The organism is Rhodococcus sp. NPDC057135 (assembly GCF_042670865.1).
Taxonomy (GTDB): Bacteria; Actinomycetota; Actinomycetes; order Mycobacteriales; family Mycobacteriaceae; genus Rhodococcus_F.
Window position 1 is genome coordinate 191790 of record NZ_JBHUUU010000005.1, and the last position, 14993, is coordinate 206782.

14 protein-coding genes are annotated in these 14993 nt (G+C 64.0%); 7 read left to right on the forward strand and 7 right to left on the reverse strand.

Annotation, left to right across the window (positions count from 1 at the left end; all coding sequences use genetic code 11):
• The first annotated feature begins 11 nt into the window (after positions 1-11).
• From ACFT1A_RS11655 to ACFT1A_RS11665, 3 genes are all read left to right on the forward strand, one after another.
• On the forward strand, positions 12-1208 hold the full coding sequence (locus ACFT1A_RS11655) for an Ig-like domain-containing protein (RefSeq protein WP_378447108.1): 1197 nt from the start codon (positions 12-14) through the stop codon (positions 1206-1208).
• A 130-nt stretch (positions 1209-1338) separates the two neighbouring features.
• Positions 1339-2889, forward strand: coding sequence for a hypothetical protein (locus tag ACFT1A_RS11660; RefSeq protein WP_378447109.1), 1551 nt, complete (start codon positions 1339-1341; stop codon positions 2887-2889).
• The gene (locus tag ACFT1A_RS11665) at positions 2886-3644 is read left to right on the forward strand and encodes an ESX secretion-associated protein EspG (RefSeq protein ID WP_378447110.1); all 759 of its coding nucleotides are present in this window, start codon (positions 2886-2888) and stop codon (positions 3642-3644) included. The genes ACFT1A_RS11660 and ACFT1A_RS11665 overlap by 4 nt, the downstream gene beginning before the upstream one ends.
• Positions 3645-3659: 15 nt before the next feature.
• On the opposite strand, the gene ACFT1A_RS11670 is transcribed toward ACFT1A_RS11665, so the two are convergent.
• The 3 genes from ACFT1A_RS11670 to ACFT1A_RS11680 are packed head-to-tail and all read right to left on the reverse strand — an operon-like array spanning position 3660 to position 7720.
• Positions 3660-4409, reverse strand: a complete 750-nt coding sequence (locus ACFT1A_RS11670; protein WP_378447111.1) for an SDR family NAD(P)-dependent oxidoreductase — start codon at positions 4407-4409, stop codon at positions 3660-3662.
• A 15-nt stretch (positions 4410-4424) separates the two neighbouring features.
• The gene (locus ACFT1A_RS11675; RefSeq protein WP_378447112.1) at positions 4425-6746 is read right to left on the reverse strand and encodes an arylsulfatase; all 2322 of its coding nucleotides are present in this window, start codon (positions 6744-6746) and stop codon (positions 4425-4427) included.
• Entirely contained in the window at positions 6743-7720 is a 978-nt protein-coding gene (locus tag ACFT1A_RS11680; protein WP_378447113.1) for a TauD/TfdA dioxygenase family protein, read from the reverse strand. The genes ACFT1A_RS11675 and ACFT1A_RS11680 overlap by 4 nt, the downstream gene beginning before the upstream one ends.
• Positions 7721-8062: 342 nt before the next feature.
• On the opposite strand from ACFT1A_RS11680, the gene ACFT1A_RS11685 reads away from it, so the two are divergent.
• Positions 8063-9334 (forward strand): ROK family protein, encoded by a 1272-nt coding sequence (locus ACFT1A_RS11685; protein WP_378447114.1) that lies wholly within the window; start codon positions 8063-8065, stop codon positions 9332-9334.
• Positions 9335-9349: 15 nt separating this feature from the next.
• Here the strand turns inward: ACFT1A_RS11685 and ACFT1A_RS11690 are convergent, their stop codons facing one another.
• Complete coding sequence (locus tag ACFT1A_RS11690) at positions 9350-9709, reverse strand: YybH family protein (protein ID WP_378447115.1); 360 nt, start codon at positions 9707-9709, stop codon at positions 9350-9352.
• A gap of 70 nt (positions 9710-9779) precedes the next feature.
• Between ACFT1A_RS11690 and ACFT1A_RS11695 the strand changes: the two genes are divergently transcribed.
• Positions 9780-10649, forward strand: coding sequence for a LysR family transcriptional regulator (locus ACFT1A_RS11695; RefSeq protein WP_378447116.1), 870 nt, complete (start codon positions 9780-9782; stop codon positions 10647-10649).
• On the opposite strand, the gene ACFT1A_RS11700 is transcribed toward ACFT1A_RS11695, so the two are convergent.
• The 3 genes from ACFT1A_RS11700 to ACFT1A_RS11710 all read right to left on the reverse strand — a co-directional run bounded on the left by ACFT1A_RS11700 (position 10615) and on the right by ACFT1A_RS11710 (position 12847).
• Positions 10615-11619, reverse strand: coding sequence for a tocopherol cyclase family protein (locus tag ACFT1A_RS11700; protein WP_378447117.1), 1005 nt, complete (start codon positions 11617-11619; stop codon positions 10615-10617). The two genes, ACFT1A_RS11695 and ACFT1A_RS11700, sit on opposite strands and share 35 nt — an antisense overlap.
• Positions 11616-12008: a PaaI family thioesterase gene (locus ACFT1A_RS11705; RefSeq protein WP_003942017.1), complete on the reverse strand. Its 393-nt coding sequence runs from the start codon at positions 12006-12008 to the stop codon at positions 11616-11618. The genes ACFT1A_RS11700 and ACFT1A_RS11705 overlap by 4 nt, the downstream gene beginning before the upstream one ends.
• Positions 12009-12073: 65 nt before the next feature.
• Positions 12074-12847: a PIG-L family deacetylase gene (locus tag ACFT1A_RS11710; RefSeq protein ID WP_019744397.1), complete on the reverse strand. Its 774-nt coding sequence runs from the start codon at positions 12845-12847 to the stop codon at positions 12074-12076.
• A gap of 111 nt (positions 12848-12958) precedes the next feature.
• Here ACFT1A_RS11710 and ACFT1A_RS11715 point away from each other — a divergent pair, with 111 nt between their 5' ends.
• A complete protein-coding gene (locus ACFT1A_RS11715; protein WP_378447118.1) occupies positions 12959-14185 on the forward strand; it encodes an MFS transporter in 1227 nt (408 codons plus the stop codon).
• A complete protein-coding gene (locus ACFT1A_RS11720) occupies positions 14131-14958 on the forward strand; it encodes an alpha/beta fold hydrolase (protein ID WP_058038159.1) in 828 nt (275 codons plus the stop codon). The genes ACFT1A_RS11715 and ACFT1A_RS11720 overlap by 55 nt, the downstream gene beginning before the upstream one ends.
• Positions 14959-14993 lie beyond the last annotated feature (35 nt).

Genomic DNA, 14993 nt, shown 5'->3' on the forward strand with positions numbered 1-14993 from the left:
AGCCTGTTGAAGTGCATGAGCTGGGTGGTCGGAGAAGTCGTTCGCGTCTTGTTGCGTTGGTAGCTGTATTGCTCGCTGTGATGGTGGCCGTCGTCGGCTGCACGATCGGCGGCAAGGACGGACAGGGCGGCGCGGCGGCCGCCGAACCAGCACCGGTGGCGACCGTGGTGTCGACGCCGGCGCCCGGCACCAAAGATGTCAGCCCGGTCGCCCCCGTCTCGGTAGCGGTGACCCAGGGAACGCTGTCCGACGTCAACCTCAGCAACGCGGCCGGTAAAGCCGTCGCCGGACAACTGTCGCCCGACAAGACATCGTTCACCGTCAGTGAGGCACTCGGCTACGGCACCACGTATTCGTGGTCGGGCTCGGCAACCGGAACCGATGGTAAATCCGTGCCGGTCCAAGGGAGCTTTACGACGGTTGCCCCGGAGTCGACCACCGGCGCCACCCTCAACATCGCCGACGGCCAGGAAGTTGGCATCGCGGCACCGATCACCGTGCAGTTCGACAACTCTGTCGTCGACAAGGCGGCCGTCGAGAAGGCACTTGTCGTGACCACCGTGCCGCCCACCGCCGGATCGTGGGCTTGGCTGGCTGACGACAACGGCGGATCTCGGGCTCATTGGCGCCCGGCCGATTACTGGGTGCCAGGAACGACTGTCCATCTGGATGCCAAGCTCTACGGTTTGAACTACGGCGGTGGCGCCTACGGCGACCAGGATCTCACCCTCGATTTCACGATCGGTCGCAGCCAGATCGTGAAGGCGAATGCACCGAGCCACCGCATGCAGGTGGTGCGCGACGGCCAGACGATCATGGACATTCCCGTCAGCTACGGCGAGGGCAACGAACCCCGAAACGTCACGCGCAGTGGCATTCACATGGTGACCGAGAAGTACGAAGACTTCATGATGTCCAACCCGCCGTTCTACGAGAACGTGCGCGAGCGTTGGGCGGTGCGCATCTCCAATAACGGCGAATTCATCCACGCCAATCCTGAAACCACCGGGGTACAGGGTTCGTCGAACGTCACGAACGGTTGCATCAACCTGTCGACGTCCGACGCGCAGGAGTACTTCGGAACGGCCCTCTACGGTGACCCCGTCGAGGTGACCGGCACGTCGATCGACCTGTCTCCTGCGGACGGCGACATCTACGACTGGGCGATCGATCTGCCGACCTGGAAGTCGATGTCCGCACTGCCGTAAACCGATTTGTCGCTGTGAACCGAGCAATCTGGCGAAGTTCGGAACCATCCGGGCGTTGCTTGCGTCAGTACAGGTAAGTGCTGTCGGCTCGGGGGAGTCTGACGGAGGTTTCGACGTCAGGGGGACGGCAGTGGGCATTCCATTTCTGGAAGACGTGCTGGGCAGAATTTCCGAAGCGACGCAGGCCGTCCCTTCCGGCGTGGCGGCATTGCCAGTTGTCGGCATTCCTGTCGCGAGCGCAATCGCTACATCTGCTCTGGTTCAATCCGTGACCGACGACCGCGGCGCGTTCGACGGCGAGATGGCTGCTGCGACTGCGGACGCCGATGCAGAGCGCGCACGAGCCTGGGGTGAGCGCGATGCCCTCACCGCTCAGACCTCGTCGCTGGAGTACAGCGAACATGCAATCGTGGACGACGATCCGTTCGACGCGATGTCGCACTCCGAAATCTTCGATCACGTCAACGAGATGGATCCGGCAACCCTGAGCGCAATCGGCGAGGCCTGGAAGGCTATTGCCGGCCGGGTGGAAGCCGGCATCGGGAAGTTCCAGAACGATGTGAACGGCGCGATCACCGAAGGCTGGCAGGGGCGGGGCGGCTCGGCTGCGTTGGCGGCCGTGCTGGCCTACTCGGCAGATGCGGGTGAGCTGAAGGTGCGGGTCGATCTGATCTCGAACAAGATCGAGGAGGCGAAGATCGCACTCCACGAGGCCAAACGCTCGATTCCGGCACCCGACGGCGCCTCGACGGTCGAGATGATCCTCAGCGTGGTTCCCGGGGCTACGTGGAAGCAGGCCCAATACGAAGCGGAAGAAGCCGAACGTCAAGCGCGCCAGGTGATGAAGGACGTGTATCTGCCGTACATGAAGCGCGCGGACGACCAGGTGCCGATCCTCCCGGCCGCGTTCAATCCGGTCACCGGCAGTGGCGGGGCTGGCAGTGGAGGTGCCGGCAGTGGAGGGTCTGGGGGCGGCGCATTCGGTGGCGGTGGTTCCGGCGGCGGGAACACTTCGGGTTCGGGGACCGGGCTCGGCACGCCATCTACATCGGGTGGCGGAGTTGGTGGAGGAGCGGACGGTGGACACCTCGGCGGTGCGAACCCGGCCGGAGACGGTTCCGGTCAGAACCCATCCGGCACCAATTCCGGAAATGGTGACAACCGTGGCGGCGTTGATGCCCAAGGGAATTCGGGTGCCGATGCTGCCCGGTTCGCAAACGATTCCGGCCCGGCCGGGACTGCCGCGGCACATGCCGGCCCACTGCCGGCCGGTGCAGCGCCAGGTGGCCTGGCAGGTGCAACTCCGAATGCTGCTCAGCTCGGTTCCGGAGTGCCTTCAGGCCTCATGGGTAGCGGTTCGGGTGGTGGTTCCGCAGGTGGAATCGGTACCGGCGGCTTCGGGCCAGGCGGAACTGGAGGTGGCGCTCTCGGCCCTGGCGGCGTGGGCGGCCTCGCCGGTGGCGGGCGTGGGGGCGTCAACGGAACTGGCGGTACCTCGGCGACGGGCGCGCAGAGCGGTCGGGGCGCGATGGGTGGCGTCGGCGGCATGGCACCGGGACGCGGACAAGGACAAGACGAAGACAACGTTCACGACACCCCCGGCTACCTCGTCACGGTCGAGAACGGCAACGCCCTGATCGGCGACCTACCCATGGTCTCCCCGGCGGTGTTGGGCGAATGACGACCAAGCAGTGGCAATTCACCGGCCTCGAATTCTCGATCCTCTGGGAAGCGGTCGGACGTGACCGCCTCCCGTACCCGCTTCGGTTTCGTTCGACGGCCGAAACCATGAACGAGCTGACAGCGGAGCGCCGTCGAGCGGGAGTGCGCCTGTCTTCCATGCTTGACGATCGGCTGCATCACGTTCTCGGAGCTCTTGCGAATCCAGCTGCGCGCGTGGAGGTTTCCGGTTTTCACGGGCCGAACATGAGTACAGTGACGCGATTGCACGGCGTCGTTGCCGGCGATCTGGGCGTGCTCGCAAACCAACTGCCCGGCAGGACTTCGGACTGTGGCTCCGACGTGGTTCTGAGCGTGGCGCATCCGTCGGCCATTCCGCGGATGCTGGTCGATCGGCTGCCCGCCTGCTCCGCCGGATCGGAGCGTGGTGTGAGCATCGAGAGATCGAAACCTGCCGGGGGACAGAGCTTTCTGAGCAGCGCCGGCAGTGCACGCGGAAGCGAGGAAGTGCGCAGGTTCTTCGGTCGAGCACGGACCTCGATCGGTGAAGTCACCGCATACCCAGGCGGAGCCGTCGACAGCAGACCGACCGACGACGGAATAACGTTCCACTGGTACGACTATGCCGATGACGGTCGGTACATCATCACCGCGGGTGAAACCGTCAGTGCCCGCGGCGCTTCCGCGGAAATGACGGAGGCCGAGATTGCACGCAATCTCGGCCTCGTCCTACACCGGGCGATTCGCACTGGTTAGTCAGAACGATTCGAACTAGCTGGTGGTGCGGTGGAACCGGCCGGGGCTTGCCTGATCCCTCGGCTTGACGACGATCTGATCGAGGTTCACATGCGACGGCCGCGAGGCGACAAAACCGATGATCTCGGCGATGTCCTGCGCCACCAACGGTGTGATTCCCTCGTACACCTTGTCTGCCTTGTCCTGATCACCTTCGAACCGGACGAGTGAGAACTCCGTCTCGACGGCTCCCGGCGCGATTTCGGTCAGACGAACGGGCTTGCCCAACAGTTCACCGCGCAATGTCCGGTGAAGCACGGCTTGAGCGTGCTTGGCGGTGGTGTAACCCGAGCCGTTGTCGTATGCCTCCAGCGCGGCCACCGAGGTGATGGTCACGACCAGACCATCACCCGAATCGATCAGCTTGGGCAGCAGTGCTTTCGTCACACGTAACGTGCCCAGGACATTGGTCTCCCACATCCACCGCCAGTCGTCAAGATCGGCGTCCAGGACCGTCGCCAGACCCTTTGCACCACCCGCGTTGTTGACCAACATGTCGACACGGGGGACCACGGCCGCAAACGCGTCGACGGAATCCTCGTCGGTGACGTCGAGTTCGAGAGCAGTACCACCGATTTCCTCGGCGATCTTCTCGAGACGATCAACGCGGCGAGCACCGATCACGACGTGGAATCCCTGAGCTGCCAGGGTGCGGGCGGTGGCCTCACCGATTCCGGAGCTGGCTCCGGTGACTACGGCGATGCGGGCATCGGAAGAAATGGTCATGATGCAATCGTAGGGCTAGTCGGCGGCATACTCTGCTTCCCGTTCGATGGATTCGATGTGACGACGCGGTACTTGTATCCGCCCGGGTGTGTAGGTGACGGCGCGCAGAGAGCCGCTGTACCGGAACGGTCCGTGGCGTCGGCGCACATCCCACGACACCGGCCCTCTCGCGTCGACGCCGACCGAAATGCCGGTCCACGGCGCCATCCCGACCAGTTGTACCTGCCCGAGTAGTTGACCCGCATGGATTCCGTCGACGCTGACGTGGAGATCCCAACGCAGCCGCGGTACCACCGTCACGGACACGTCGATGCGCTTGCTGCCGATCGCCAACGGGCCTGCGTCGACCACGGAGTAGGAACCGAATGCGTTGTATCCGAGATGCAGGTGCCCGTCCTCGACGTAGAGAAGATATCCGCCCTGTGGATCACCGTGAGCGACAAGGACACCGGCGTCACCGGTGCGGTAACCGTCGAGTTCGACGGTGATGTCGAAGTCGCGGAACCCGATCAGTTTGCTCGACCGGTAGCGCTCCAGTGGAGGTGTTCCGGCAAGCAGACGGACCGGGCGCGAGAGTGCCTCCTCCGCCGGCCGCCGGACTGCGCCCACCGAGTTGCCGAGTAGCGGAAAGACGGTGTTCGCCCACGCCGAGTGGTCCCAGGCCTCGGCGAGTTCGCGGACCTTGTCGGGAAACCGTGATGCGAGGTCGTCGAGCTCGGTCGGGTCGGTGCGGACGTCGAACAATTGCCAGTGTGGCTTGTCGATGTCGTCCGGCGCCAGGGCCAGCAGTTTCCAGCCGTCCTTGTAGTAGCCGCGGTTGCCGGTCATCTCGGTGTACTGCTCGGTGTGAGTGCTCGGAGCGGTGGACGATCGCAGAACCGGTGCGGTCGAGACACCGTCGAACTCCTTCACCGGAAGCCCGTTTCGTACGCTCGGTGCGTCGATTCCGGCCAGGTCCAGCAGCGTGGGGGTCAGGTCGGTGACGTAGGCGAACTGGTCGCGAATTCCGTTGTCGCCTGCTCCGGGTTTCAACCCCGCGGGCCACGACAGGACGAAGGGAACACGAATTCCTCCCGCGAAGGACTGCCCTTTGTAGAACCGGAAGGGGGTGTTGGACGTCTGCCCCCATCCACGTGGATAGTGGACGCCCAACTCCGGTCCGCCGATCAGGGATTCGTCGTGGGGGACATCGCCGACCCAGTCCGGATCCTGGATGTGCGCGAATTGTGCGAAGTAGCTTCGGGTTCCGTCCGAACCTCCCTCGGCGGTGCCGCCGTTGTCCGAGGTGAAGACGATGATCGTGTTGTCGAGCTCGCCCAGCTCGTCCAGGGTGTCGACGATGCGTCCGACGCTCTGATCGATCGAGTCGACCATCGCCGCGTACACCTCCATGTAGCGGGCGAACCGAGACTGCACTTCCGGTGTGAGCGAATGCCATTCGGGGACGTCGAAGCCGGGTTCGGAGTTTCGCGGAGCCTGCCGTGTTCCTTCCGGAAAGAGTCCTTGCAGGAGCTGAGAGGCGAACCGAGACTCTCGGATTCGATCCCAGCCCTCGTCGTAGCGACCGCGGTATTTTGCCTGATCGGCAGGCTTGGCCTGCAAAGGTCCGTGCATCGCGACGTGTGCGAAGTAGAGGAAGAACGGCTTGTCCTGATCGTGGGCGCGCAGATCCTTGATGTACCCGACGGCCTTGTCGGTCAGATCGTCGGTGAGGTAGTAGCCCTCGGGATACTCGTCGACGTCGACCACCGAATTGTCGGAGATCAGCTGATTGGGATAGTAGAAGGAATTGAGGCCTTCGAGCGAGCCGTAGTATCGATCGAAACCGCGCTGCGTCGGCCAGGAATCGCGACTTCGCCCCGGGGCGAGGTTTGCGTCGCGCACGAGATGCCACTTGCCGACCGCATAGGTCGCATAGCCTGCGCCGCGCAGGATTTCGGGGAGTGTCTGCACGTCGTCGGCCAATTCCAGACGAAGCCCGGGGTATCCCGGATCGGCGTTGGCGACAAATCCGTACCCGGCGCGGTGCGGATTGAGGCCGGTGAGAAGTGCGGCGCGTGAGGGTGAGCAGAGGGGTGTCGTGTGATAGTTGGTCAACCGAACACCCTGTGCGGCAAGCCGATCGAGGGTCGGAGTCTCGATCTCGGAGCCGAACGGCCCGATGTCGCTGTATCCCATGTCGTCGATCAGAACCACGACGATGTTGGGTGATCCGGGAGTCGGGGTCGAGGCGGTGGGCCACGACGGGGCCGAATCGGCTGCGGTGCGGCCGATTCGGCCCTCGAAGCCTTCGTAACCGCGGGCATGCGGAGGAAGGATGGAATCCGGCGAAGTCATGGGAGAGTCGAGGCACCTTCGATAATCGAGTATTCGGAAGCGTCGCCGGCGATGCTGCTGCTTCGTTCCCCGTGGATGTTGACCGGAATGTCACCGGCAAGTGTGATGCGCTCCAGACGGCGGTACTGATCGTCGTAGTCGGCGATCGCGTAGTGCTGGGTGGCGCGGTTGTCCCAGATGGCGACATCACCCGCCGCCCAGTTCCAGCGCGTCGTGTACTCGAGCTTGATGGCGTGATCCTGCAGGAGCTTGAACACGCCGTTCGACTGTTCGGTGCTCAACCCGACGAAGTTCTTGACAAAGTGTCCGAGGACGAGCGTGCGTTCTCCGGTTTCGGGGTGGACACGCACCACCGGGTGTTCCGTCTCGAAGTATGTGGACTGGAACTCTTCGCGGTAGGCGGCCGTGCGATCTTCGGTGAGCCGCTCGGCACTGGTGGCCGCGTAGTCGTAGACGTTCGTGTGGCGGGCCCAGAGGTTCTCCGCGAGCGTCTTGAGCGGATCCGGCAGTCCGTTGTACGCGGCTACCCCTGACGCCCACGTCGTGGAACCGCCGTATTCGGGTAGCTGCACCGCGCGCAGGATCGACGCCTTGGGGATGCGATCGACGAAGGTGACGTCGGTGTGCCAACTGTTGGCTTTGCCCAGGTCCGAATCGATGGGGAGGACTTTTGCGCCGTGCGACTTCACCGTGGGGTGGGCAGTGGTCGGGGTGCCCAGTAGCTGGGCGAACTCGTACTGCGAATCGTTGTCGAGGTGGTCTTGCCCGCGAAAGAAGATCACCTTGTGTTCGAGAAGTGCCTGTCGGATAAGTGAGATCGTCGCCGGGTCGAGGTGCCCGCCGAGGGTGATTCCGTCGATGCGGGCGCCGATATGCGCGCCGAGGGTGGTGACAGTGCCGCGAGCGGCGTCAGCAGCCGCTCCGTTCGTCGACGCCGCATTGGTGAGGGTCGGCTTGGCGAAAGCTGTAGACATGGTGCACCTTTCGTGGGGAGTGTGCCCACCCAAACACGCGAGATTTCGCCACGACAGGGTTGCGTTCAGTGTGATCGTTACCGCACCTGATTTGTGAATCTCGGTGAAGCTGCTACTTTTGGAGCCATGTCGACCGACCAGCCTGCCGCTTTGCGGGTCACCTATGTGACCGCTGCGCTTGGTTCGCGTCTGCCTCTGGCGCGAGAGCTGTGTTGTCGCCGCCGTTCTTTCTGCAGCTAATTTCTGCGCCTTTTCTGTCTTCTTCTTCGTGTGACCAGTGGAAACGCTGATTTTTCGGTCGACAGAGATATGCGCCTTCTCCTCCTTCTGCAAGGGACAGCCATGTCGACACCCACCATCTCTGCCATTCCGAACATCCGATCGCGAACCGCGCTCTCGGGAACCCGGACCCGTACCCAGATCGTTGCGCCCGAACTGCGCATTGCCGACGGTCCGTCCGCGACTGTGTTGCGCATTGCTCGATCCCGCGGACCGCTCTCTCGCGATACCGCCGCGAAAGCGTCCGGACTGAGTATTGCCACCGTGAACCGGCAGGTCACGAGCCTGCTCGACCTCGGAATCCTGCGCGAACGCGCAGACCTGACAGCCTCCGGCGCCATCGGGCGTCCGCGGGTTCCGTTCGAGGTCAATCACGAGCCGTACCTGACCGTCGGGATCCACATCGGTGCCGTAGTCACCAGCATCATCGCCAGCGACATTCGTGGCAAGGTGCTCGGCGCCGTCGAGATTCCGACGCCCGCCACCAATTCCGCTGTCGCACTTGCCACCATTGCGCGGTCGGCCAAATCGTTTGCCTCACGGTGGCACAAGCGTCGCCCGCTCGCCGTCGGCGTGGCCATCGGCGGTCGCGTCGATTCAGCGACCGGAGTAGTCGATCACCCGCGCCTGGGGTGGAAGGGCGCCAAGGTCGGATCCATCATCGGAGCCGGCTTGGACCTCCCCGTTTCGGTTGCCGCCCATGTCGAGGCGATGGCCGCGTCGGAACTTCTGCTCAGCAACGACCGCGCCGAGGCGCCGACGCCGGGAACCACCGGACTGTACTTCTATGCCCGTGAAACTGCTGGTATCGCAATCACTTTCGAAGGGCGAGTGCACACTCCGTCCAGCGGGCCCGGTTCGATCGCGCACCTGCCCACCGGCTCGTCGGCGCGGTGCACCTGCGGCGCGGTGGGTTGCTTGGAAGCGACGATCAGCGACCGAGCGGTCGTCGCGCAGGCGCTGTCTTCGGGCGCAGTGATCCAGGGCAGTGAGCGTGTCACGATCGCCGATGTCTATCGTGCTGCGTCGGCGGGTTCCATTCCGGCCCACGAACTTCTGGTCGACCGGGCGCGCGTGCTCGGCCGGACAGTGGCGATGTTGCGTGACCTGTTCAACCCGGATCGGGTGATCCTCGGTGGCCAGGCGTTCACCGACTATCCGGCCGGCGTGCCGCACGTCGCCGAGGCTTTCTCGTCGGCATCCTCCTTGGAGCGCAAGGACATTCGCATCACCGGTTTCGGCAATCGCGTTCAGGAATACGCCTCGACGGTCGTGTCACTGAGCTCGCTGTTCGCCGATCCGGCGGCGGCCATGCGGCGTGCGTCGGCCGTCTGACTGCGAAGAGGGCAGTCAGAGTTCCGGTCGATCGAGCACCCGCAACCACGAACCGTCGGGCTGGCGGCGCGCCACCTGTGTGCGTCCGCCGGTTCCGTCGGACGGTTTGGTCGAGGTCATGGCGAGGTCGTCGCTGATCACCGTTGTTAGGGCTTCCTCGACGGTGAATGTCGGTGCCGCTGCGAGCATCTGAGAAATCACTTCGCGGATAGCCTGACGGCCGATCGTGAGGGAGCCGGGTGGAAACGCCATCACAGCGTTTTCCTCGTACAGCCCGGCGACAGCGTCTGCGTTTCCGGCGTTCGCGAACTGGACGAAGAGTCGGGCAATGTCTTCGGGGGTTGTTGCCTTCTGAACTTCATGTGTTGTTGTCATGCTTCCATCGTGCAAGCACAGTTTCGATAAGTCCAAGATCTAGTTTGTCTCAAAGCTAGAATCAACAGTTATGGAACTTCGGCAGCTGGAATATTTCGTCACGGTAGCGGAGGAAGCCAATTTCACTCGCGCCGCCGAGCGGCTTCACGTAGCGCAGCCGGGTGTGAGTGCGCAGGTCAAAAGACTGGAACGTGAGCTGGGTCAGGAGTTGCTCGATCGTAGTGGTCGAACCGTTCGTCTGACCGATGCCGGGCGAGCCGTCCTCCCGCACGCCCGCGCTGCACTTGCTTCCGTGCAGAGCAGTCGCGACGTTGTCGACGCCTTGAACGGACTGGTTCGGGGCTCCGTTTCAGTCGGCATGGTCACCGCCTGCGCTTCCGCCGATCTGACTGATCTGCTCAGTCGTCTACACACCAGACACCCAGGTTTGGACATTTCGCTGGCCGAGGACGATTCGCGCAGCCTGCTTGCCGGAGTGGTGGACGGAACCTTCGACATAGCCGTCATCGGGGTTGCGGGGGAGCTGCCGGTAGGACTCGAATCAAGAGTGATCACCGACGAACGACTGGTGGCCGCCGTGGCGGCGGATCATCCGCTGGCCGAGTTGTCGTCTCTGCCGTTTGCCGAACTCGCCACGCGATCGGTCATCTGCCTTCCGGAGGGAACCGGTATCAGGACGTGTCTGGACTTCGCGTGCGCCGCGGCCGGCACGAAGGCGACGGTTGCGCTCGAGGCAAGCAACCTCGGCATCATCGTTTCGTTGGCCGCACAGGGGTTGGGAATGGCTGTGCTTCCCGAGTCGACAGTGGGGGAGTTGCATCGGATCGATCTCGAACCGGAAGCTCGATCCCGGTTGGAATTGGTCTGGCGTTCGTCGGGCGGCAAGAACCCGGCGGCATCCGCTCTCATCGATCTTGCGAGAGCTGTTCCCGCCGAGTGAGTTCGGCCTGCGCCCGATCCAATCCGCCGTGCTCGAGAGCGGCCAATCGTGATCTGTCCTTCCAGACTATGGTGCCGCGTCGCCGGACGATAACCGACATGGTTCCACCGAGATGCTCGAGCGCTCCGGGTACGTTTCGACGCTCGGCAGGAATGGGAACCGGAAGTATGTGCGCGTCGGCGATGGGCGCGGTCCCGTCGATGTCGACGCTCCACTTTCGGCTGTAACCCCGAAGCGTCCAGCGATCGTCGGACACGGTCGTCTCCACCTGGGACGTCAGCGGATTGCCCAGACGCAGCACTGTGCCGTCTGGCAATGCGACCACCACGGCGGTGACTTCGGTGCGCAGAGGCCCGGCGCTGACCTGGCCGCCGGCAAAAGCCACACAGGCTCGTGGGTCGGTGAATCCCTGGGCCTGCCCCCACCACCAGGATTCCGGGAATCCTCCCTTTCCCCAGTTCTTCTCGCCGTACACCTGTGCCCCGGTGAGATCCCAGCTCTGTCCGTCGATGACGGCGCTTCCCTCGACCCGGCCGCCGAGCAGCCACGGATGCCAGTACTGATTGAGTGCGGGAACTGATTGGAAGTAACTCGATCCCCCGAAGCGGAGGTGCGGCCAGAATCGCTGATTACTGATGCGCACGTCGAGATGGCTGTCGCCGAAATCGACCTGCAGTCGATCGGCGTTGCCACGGAAAGCGTTGTCGGCGTACGCCCCCAGGATGCGGGAATCGGCCGATCCGCTCGGGTGCTCAGCAGTACGGAGGAATCCGCCCGGATGCGCCGCGAGACCGAGCGTCGACCAGTTGCCACCATCGGACTTGTTGATTCCGGCGAGCGCAATCACCACCCGCCCGCTCTCTGGCATCGTGAATCGCCAGAAGTAGCCCTCCATCGCAACGTCATGGGAGGCAAGCAGATTGCCGAACGGCAGGGTGGCACCGGAGGCGCGGTACGAGGGAAGCTTCACGGTCCCAGCACTGCCTGTGATGCGGTGACCTGAGCGACGAGACGGCCCTCGTCGTCACGAATCTCGGTCACGACCGCGACGGTGCTGCGTCCCGCGTGCAATGGACGGGCAGTTGCGGTGACCGTGCCTTTACGAACCCCGCGGGTGAACACGGTCGACGAACTGGTGGTGGACGTACTTGCGCCCGGCGGAAGATTGAGGAATGCACAGACGGCGCCGACGCTGTCTGCCAGCGTCATCAAGGCGCCGCCGTGCATTCCGTTGCCGGCGGTGGTGCGGTGGCTGTCCCAATCCAGATGGCCGACAACCTGTTCGGGTGCCGCGCTGTCCAACTGAATTCCGGTATGAACTGCAAAAGGCATGCTCGCGACAAGTTGTTCGAGGTCCATGCCTACCGATGGTAACGAGCCGCCGAAACCTCCGTCGGGACTTCGGTTTATCGAGGGCGGTGACTTCAGAGGGGAAGGGCGGTTTCGGACAGACCTTCCGGCGCGTTGCGGCGACGGAACCACTCGGTGCCGAAGGCCGCGGCGAGCTGCTCCGTCGGCATTTCGAGGAACGGGCCGAAATCGCCGACCTGCGTCGCGTGTGCGTACATGGCCGCGCGCTTGGACGAGATCACCGAACTGACATCGACGGCCGTGGTGAGTTGGTCTGCCGGAAGCCCGAACGATTCGATGTCCGGCGGCTGCGCCTCCTCGGTCCACTCGGGGTTGGCCTGCATCAGCATCTTCATGTGATCGCGGTTGGTGGACGCCTCGTAGACGAACGGCGTGCCCGCGAGTTCCGCAGCCCGAACTCCGACGTGGTGAACCTGGATGTGATCCGGGTGCCCGTATCCGCCGTTGGGGTCGTAGATGGTCAGGACATCGGCGTTCTCCTCACGAAGAACCTCGGCCAGACGCTCGGCTGCCTTCTCGACGTCGACGTTGCAGAACGCTTCCGGATTCTCGTTCTCGGGCGTACCCACCATCCCGGAATCCGGGTAGTGCAGGGACACGACGCGATTGGCACCCAACGCGTCGGTGGACGCCTCGAGCTCACGGCTGCGGCGCTGAGCCAACGTCTCGTATTCGTCCAACAGTCCGTCGGGGAATTCACCGAGAGCACCGTCGGTAGCGGTGACGACTACGACGCGGTGACCTGCGTCGGCGGCCATTCTCATCACGCCGCCCGTAGTGAAAACTTCGTCATCGGGATGGGCGTGGAAACACACCAGGACACTCATTCGCGCAATCGTAAGGCAAGTTACCGACAGGTCAACCCGAGCGCACAGTGAAAACGATTTGTCGAGTCGGCCTCGGCTCTGTGAACCTTGTTCAGTGCACGAGAAGCTGACATGAGCGAATCCACCAACAAAGGCCTGCTGAGCGCCTACCGCGAGATATTCTCGGCCCCGGGATCGGTTGCCTTCTCGGCCGCCGGATTTGTCGCAAGGCTGCCGATCGCGATGATCGGCATCGGAATCGTGACGATGATCTCGCAACTTCGTGGTGACTACGCGCTCGCCGGCGCGCTCGCCGCGGTTTTTGCGCTCTCGTCGGCGATCATCGCGCCCGCGGTCTCGCGCGCGGTCGACCGCTTCGGGCAGAGGGCGGTCCTGCCGATTGCCGCGGCCGTCAGCGTCACCGCGATCGGGGCACTCTTGCTCGCAGTCCGGATGGAAGCCCCCGACTGGCTGCTTTTCGTCCTGGTAATTCCCGGCGGCGCCACGCCGACGATCGGGGCGATGATTCGCGCCAGGTGGGTCGCGATCTACGTCGGAAAACCTCAGCTGCGCACCGCCTTCGCCTTCGAATCGGTGGTGGACGAGCTCTGCTTCGTGGCGGGCCCGGTCATCTCGGTGGGTCTGAGCATCGGACTCTTCCCCGAGGCTGGACCACTTGCGGGGTTGATTCTGCTGGTCACGGGGACCTTGCTGCTGGTGATCCAGCGCGGAACAGAGCCGAAGGTGCATCCGCGTCGACCCGGCCGCGGGCGGTCGGTACTCGGTAACCCCGTGATGTGGATCGTCATCGTGATCATGGTGATGCTCGGAACGATCTTCGGTGTCATCGACGTCGGAGCCATCGCGTTCACCAAGGAACAGAATTCACCTGGCTCCGCGACGCTGGTCCTCGCGTTGTTCGCCGGCGGTTCGGGAATCGCGGGTCTGATCTTCGGATCGATGCACCCGGCGCGATCGCTGCGTGGGCAATTGATGATCGCGTCCGCCGCGGTCGCCCTTCTCAGCGTCCCGCTTCTCCTGGTCGGAAACGTGGCCGCACTTGCGGGCGCGTACATCCTGGCCGGCGCGACCATCGCTCCGACGCTCATCATCGCGACAGCCTTGGTCGAACAGATCGTCCCACCGGAAAAGCTCACGGAGGGAATGACCCTGACGGTCACCGGCCTGGGCGTCGGTGTGGCGCTCGGCTCTGCGCTGGCCGGACAGCTGATCGACCGCTACGACGTCTCCTCCGCCTACATGCTCGCCGTCGGCGCCGCAGTCGCAGCCTCTATCGTGACGGCATGTCTATTCGTGAAGCCGTCAGCGTCGACGGCACGTCCATCGTCTATCGAGTAACCGGAAATTCGGCTGGGACCCCGCTGGTGCTGCTGCACGGCTGGGCTCAGTCGTCACAGTGCTGGGGCGAGCAGGTCCTCGCGGACCTGGCTGCGGACTACCGCTTGATCGCCGTCGATCTGCGCGGCCACGGTTACTCCGATGCGCCCGAATCCGGATACGACGACTCCGCGAACTGGGCCGGCGACGTCGCGGCGGTTCTCGCTGCCGAAGGCGTCACCGAGAACGCGATCCTGCTCGGCTGGTCGTACGGCGGTCTGGTGATCTGCGATTACCTGGCAGCGCACGGAACCGGAGCGGTGGCGGGTGCGGTTCTGGTCGGTGCGATCACCAGCATCGGGCGCGGGGAGAAGGGCGGCAAGGTCGGCTCGGCAATGCGGAGTGCGGTTCCCGGCGCGATGTCCGAAGATCCCCGCGAGGCGATCCGGGCACTCGGCGCTTTCGGCAACGCACTCACCGGCCCACCCGAGGGCAAGGGCGCAGCGTCGCAGGCATTGTTCGGGTACAGCCTCTCGACGCGTCCGCGGGTGCGCGCAGCGTTGTTCAACCGTGCCGTCGGTCACGACGACCTGCTCCGCAACCTGGACATCCCGGTCCTCGTTCTGCACGGAACCGAGGACTCCGTCGTCGACGTGAGTGCAGGTAAGCACGCCGAGGAATTGATTCCCAAGTCGCAGGCGTCGTACTGGGAAGGCTGCAATCACGGCCCGTTCGTGGAGGATCCGACACGATTCGTGTCCGAAGTGCGAACCTTCATCTCGAGCCTCGGTTAGAGTTCGCGCCCGGTGAGGGGGCAGTATGGAGTGGT

What these genes read in the sequence shown, in the direction of transcription:
- ACFT1A_RS11665 (WP_378447110.1), top strand. Translation starts at nt 2,886, where the DNA reads ATGACGACCAAGCAGTGGCAATTCACCGGCCTCGAATTCTCGATCCTC.
- ACFT1A_RS11670 (WP_378447111.1), bottom strand. Translation starts at nt 4,409, where the DNA reads ATGACCATTTCTTCCGATGCCCGCATCGCCGTAGTCACCGGAGCCAGC.
- ACFT1A_RS11675 (WP_378447112.1), bottom strand. Translation starts at nt 6,746, where the DNA reads ATGACTTCGCCGGATTCCATCCTTCCTCCGCATGCCCGCGGTTACGAA.
- ACFT1A_RS11680 (WP_378447113.1), bottom strand. Translation starts at nt 7,720, where the DNA reads ATGTCTACAGCTTTCGCCAAGCCGACCCTCACCAATGCGGCGTCGACG.
- ACFT1A_RS11685 (WP_378447114.1), top strand. Translation starts at nt 8,063, where the DNA reads ATGTCGACACCCACCATCTCTGCCATTCCGAACATCCGATCGCGAACC.
- ACFT1A_RS11690 (WP_378447115.1), bottom strand. Translation starts at nt 9,709, where the DNA reads ATGACAACAACACATGAAGTTCAGAAGGCAACAACCCCCGAAGACATT.
- ACFT1A_RS11695 (WP_378447116.1), top strand. Translation starts at nt 9,780, where the DNA reads ATGGAACTTCGGCAGCTGGAATATTTCGTCACGGTAGCGGAGGAAGCC.
- ACFT1A_RS11705 (WP_003942017.1), bottom strand. Translation starts at nt 12,008, where the DNA reads ATGGACCTCGAACAACTTGTCGCGAGCATGCCTTTTGCAGTTCATACC.
- ACFT1A_RS11710 (WP_019744397.1), bottom strand. Translation starts at nt 12,847, where the DNA reads ATGAGTGTCCTGGTGTGTTTCCACGCCCATCCCGATGACGAAGTTTTC.
- ACFT1A_RS11715 (WP_378447118.1), top strand. Translation starts at nt 12,959, where the DNA reads ATGAGCGAATCCACCAACAAAGGCCTGCTGAGCGCCTACCGCGAGATA.
- ACFT1A_RS11720 (WP_058038159.1), top strand. Translation starts at nt 14,131, where the DNA reads ATGTCTATTCGTGAAGCCGTCAGCGTCGACGGCACGTCCATCGTCTAT.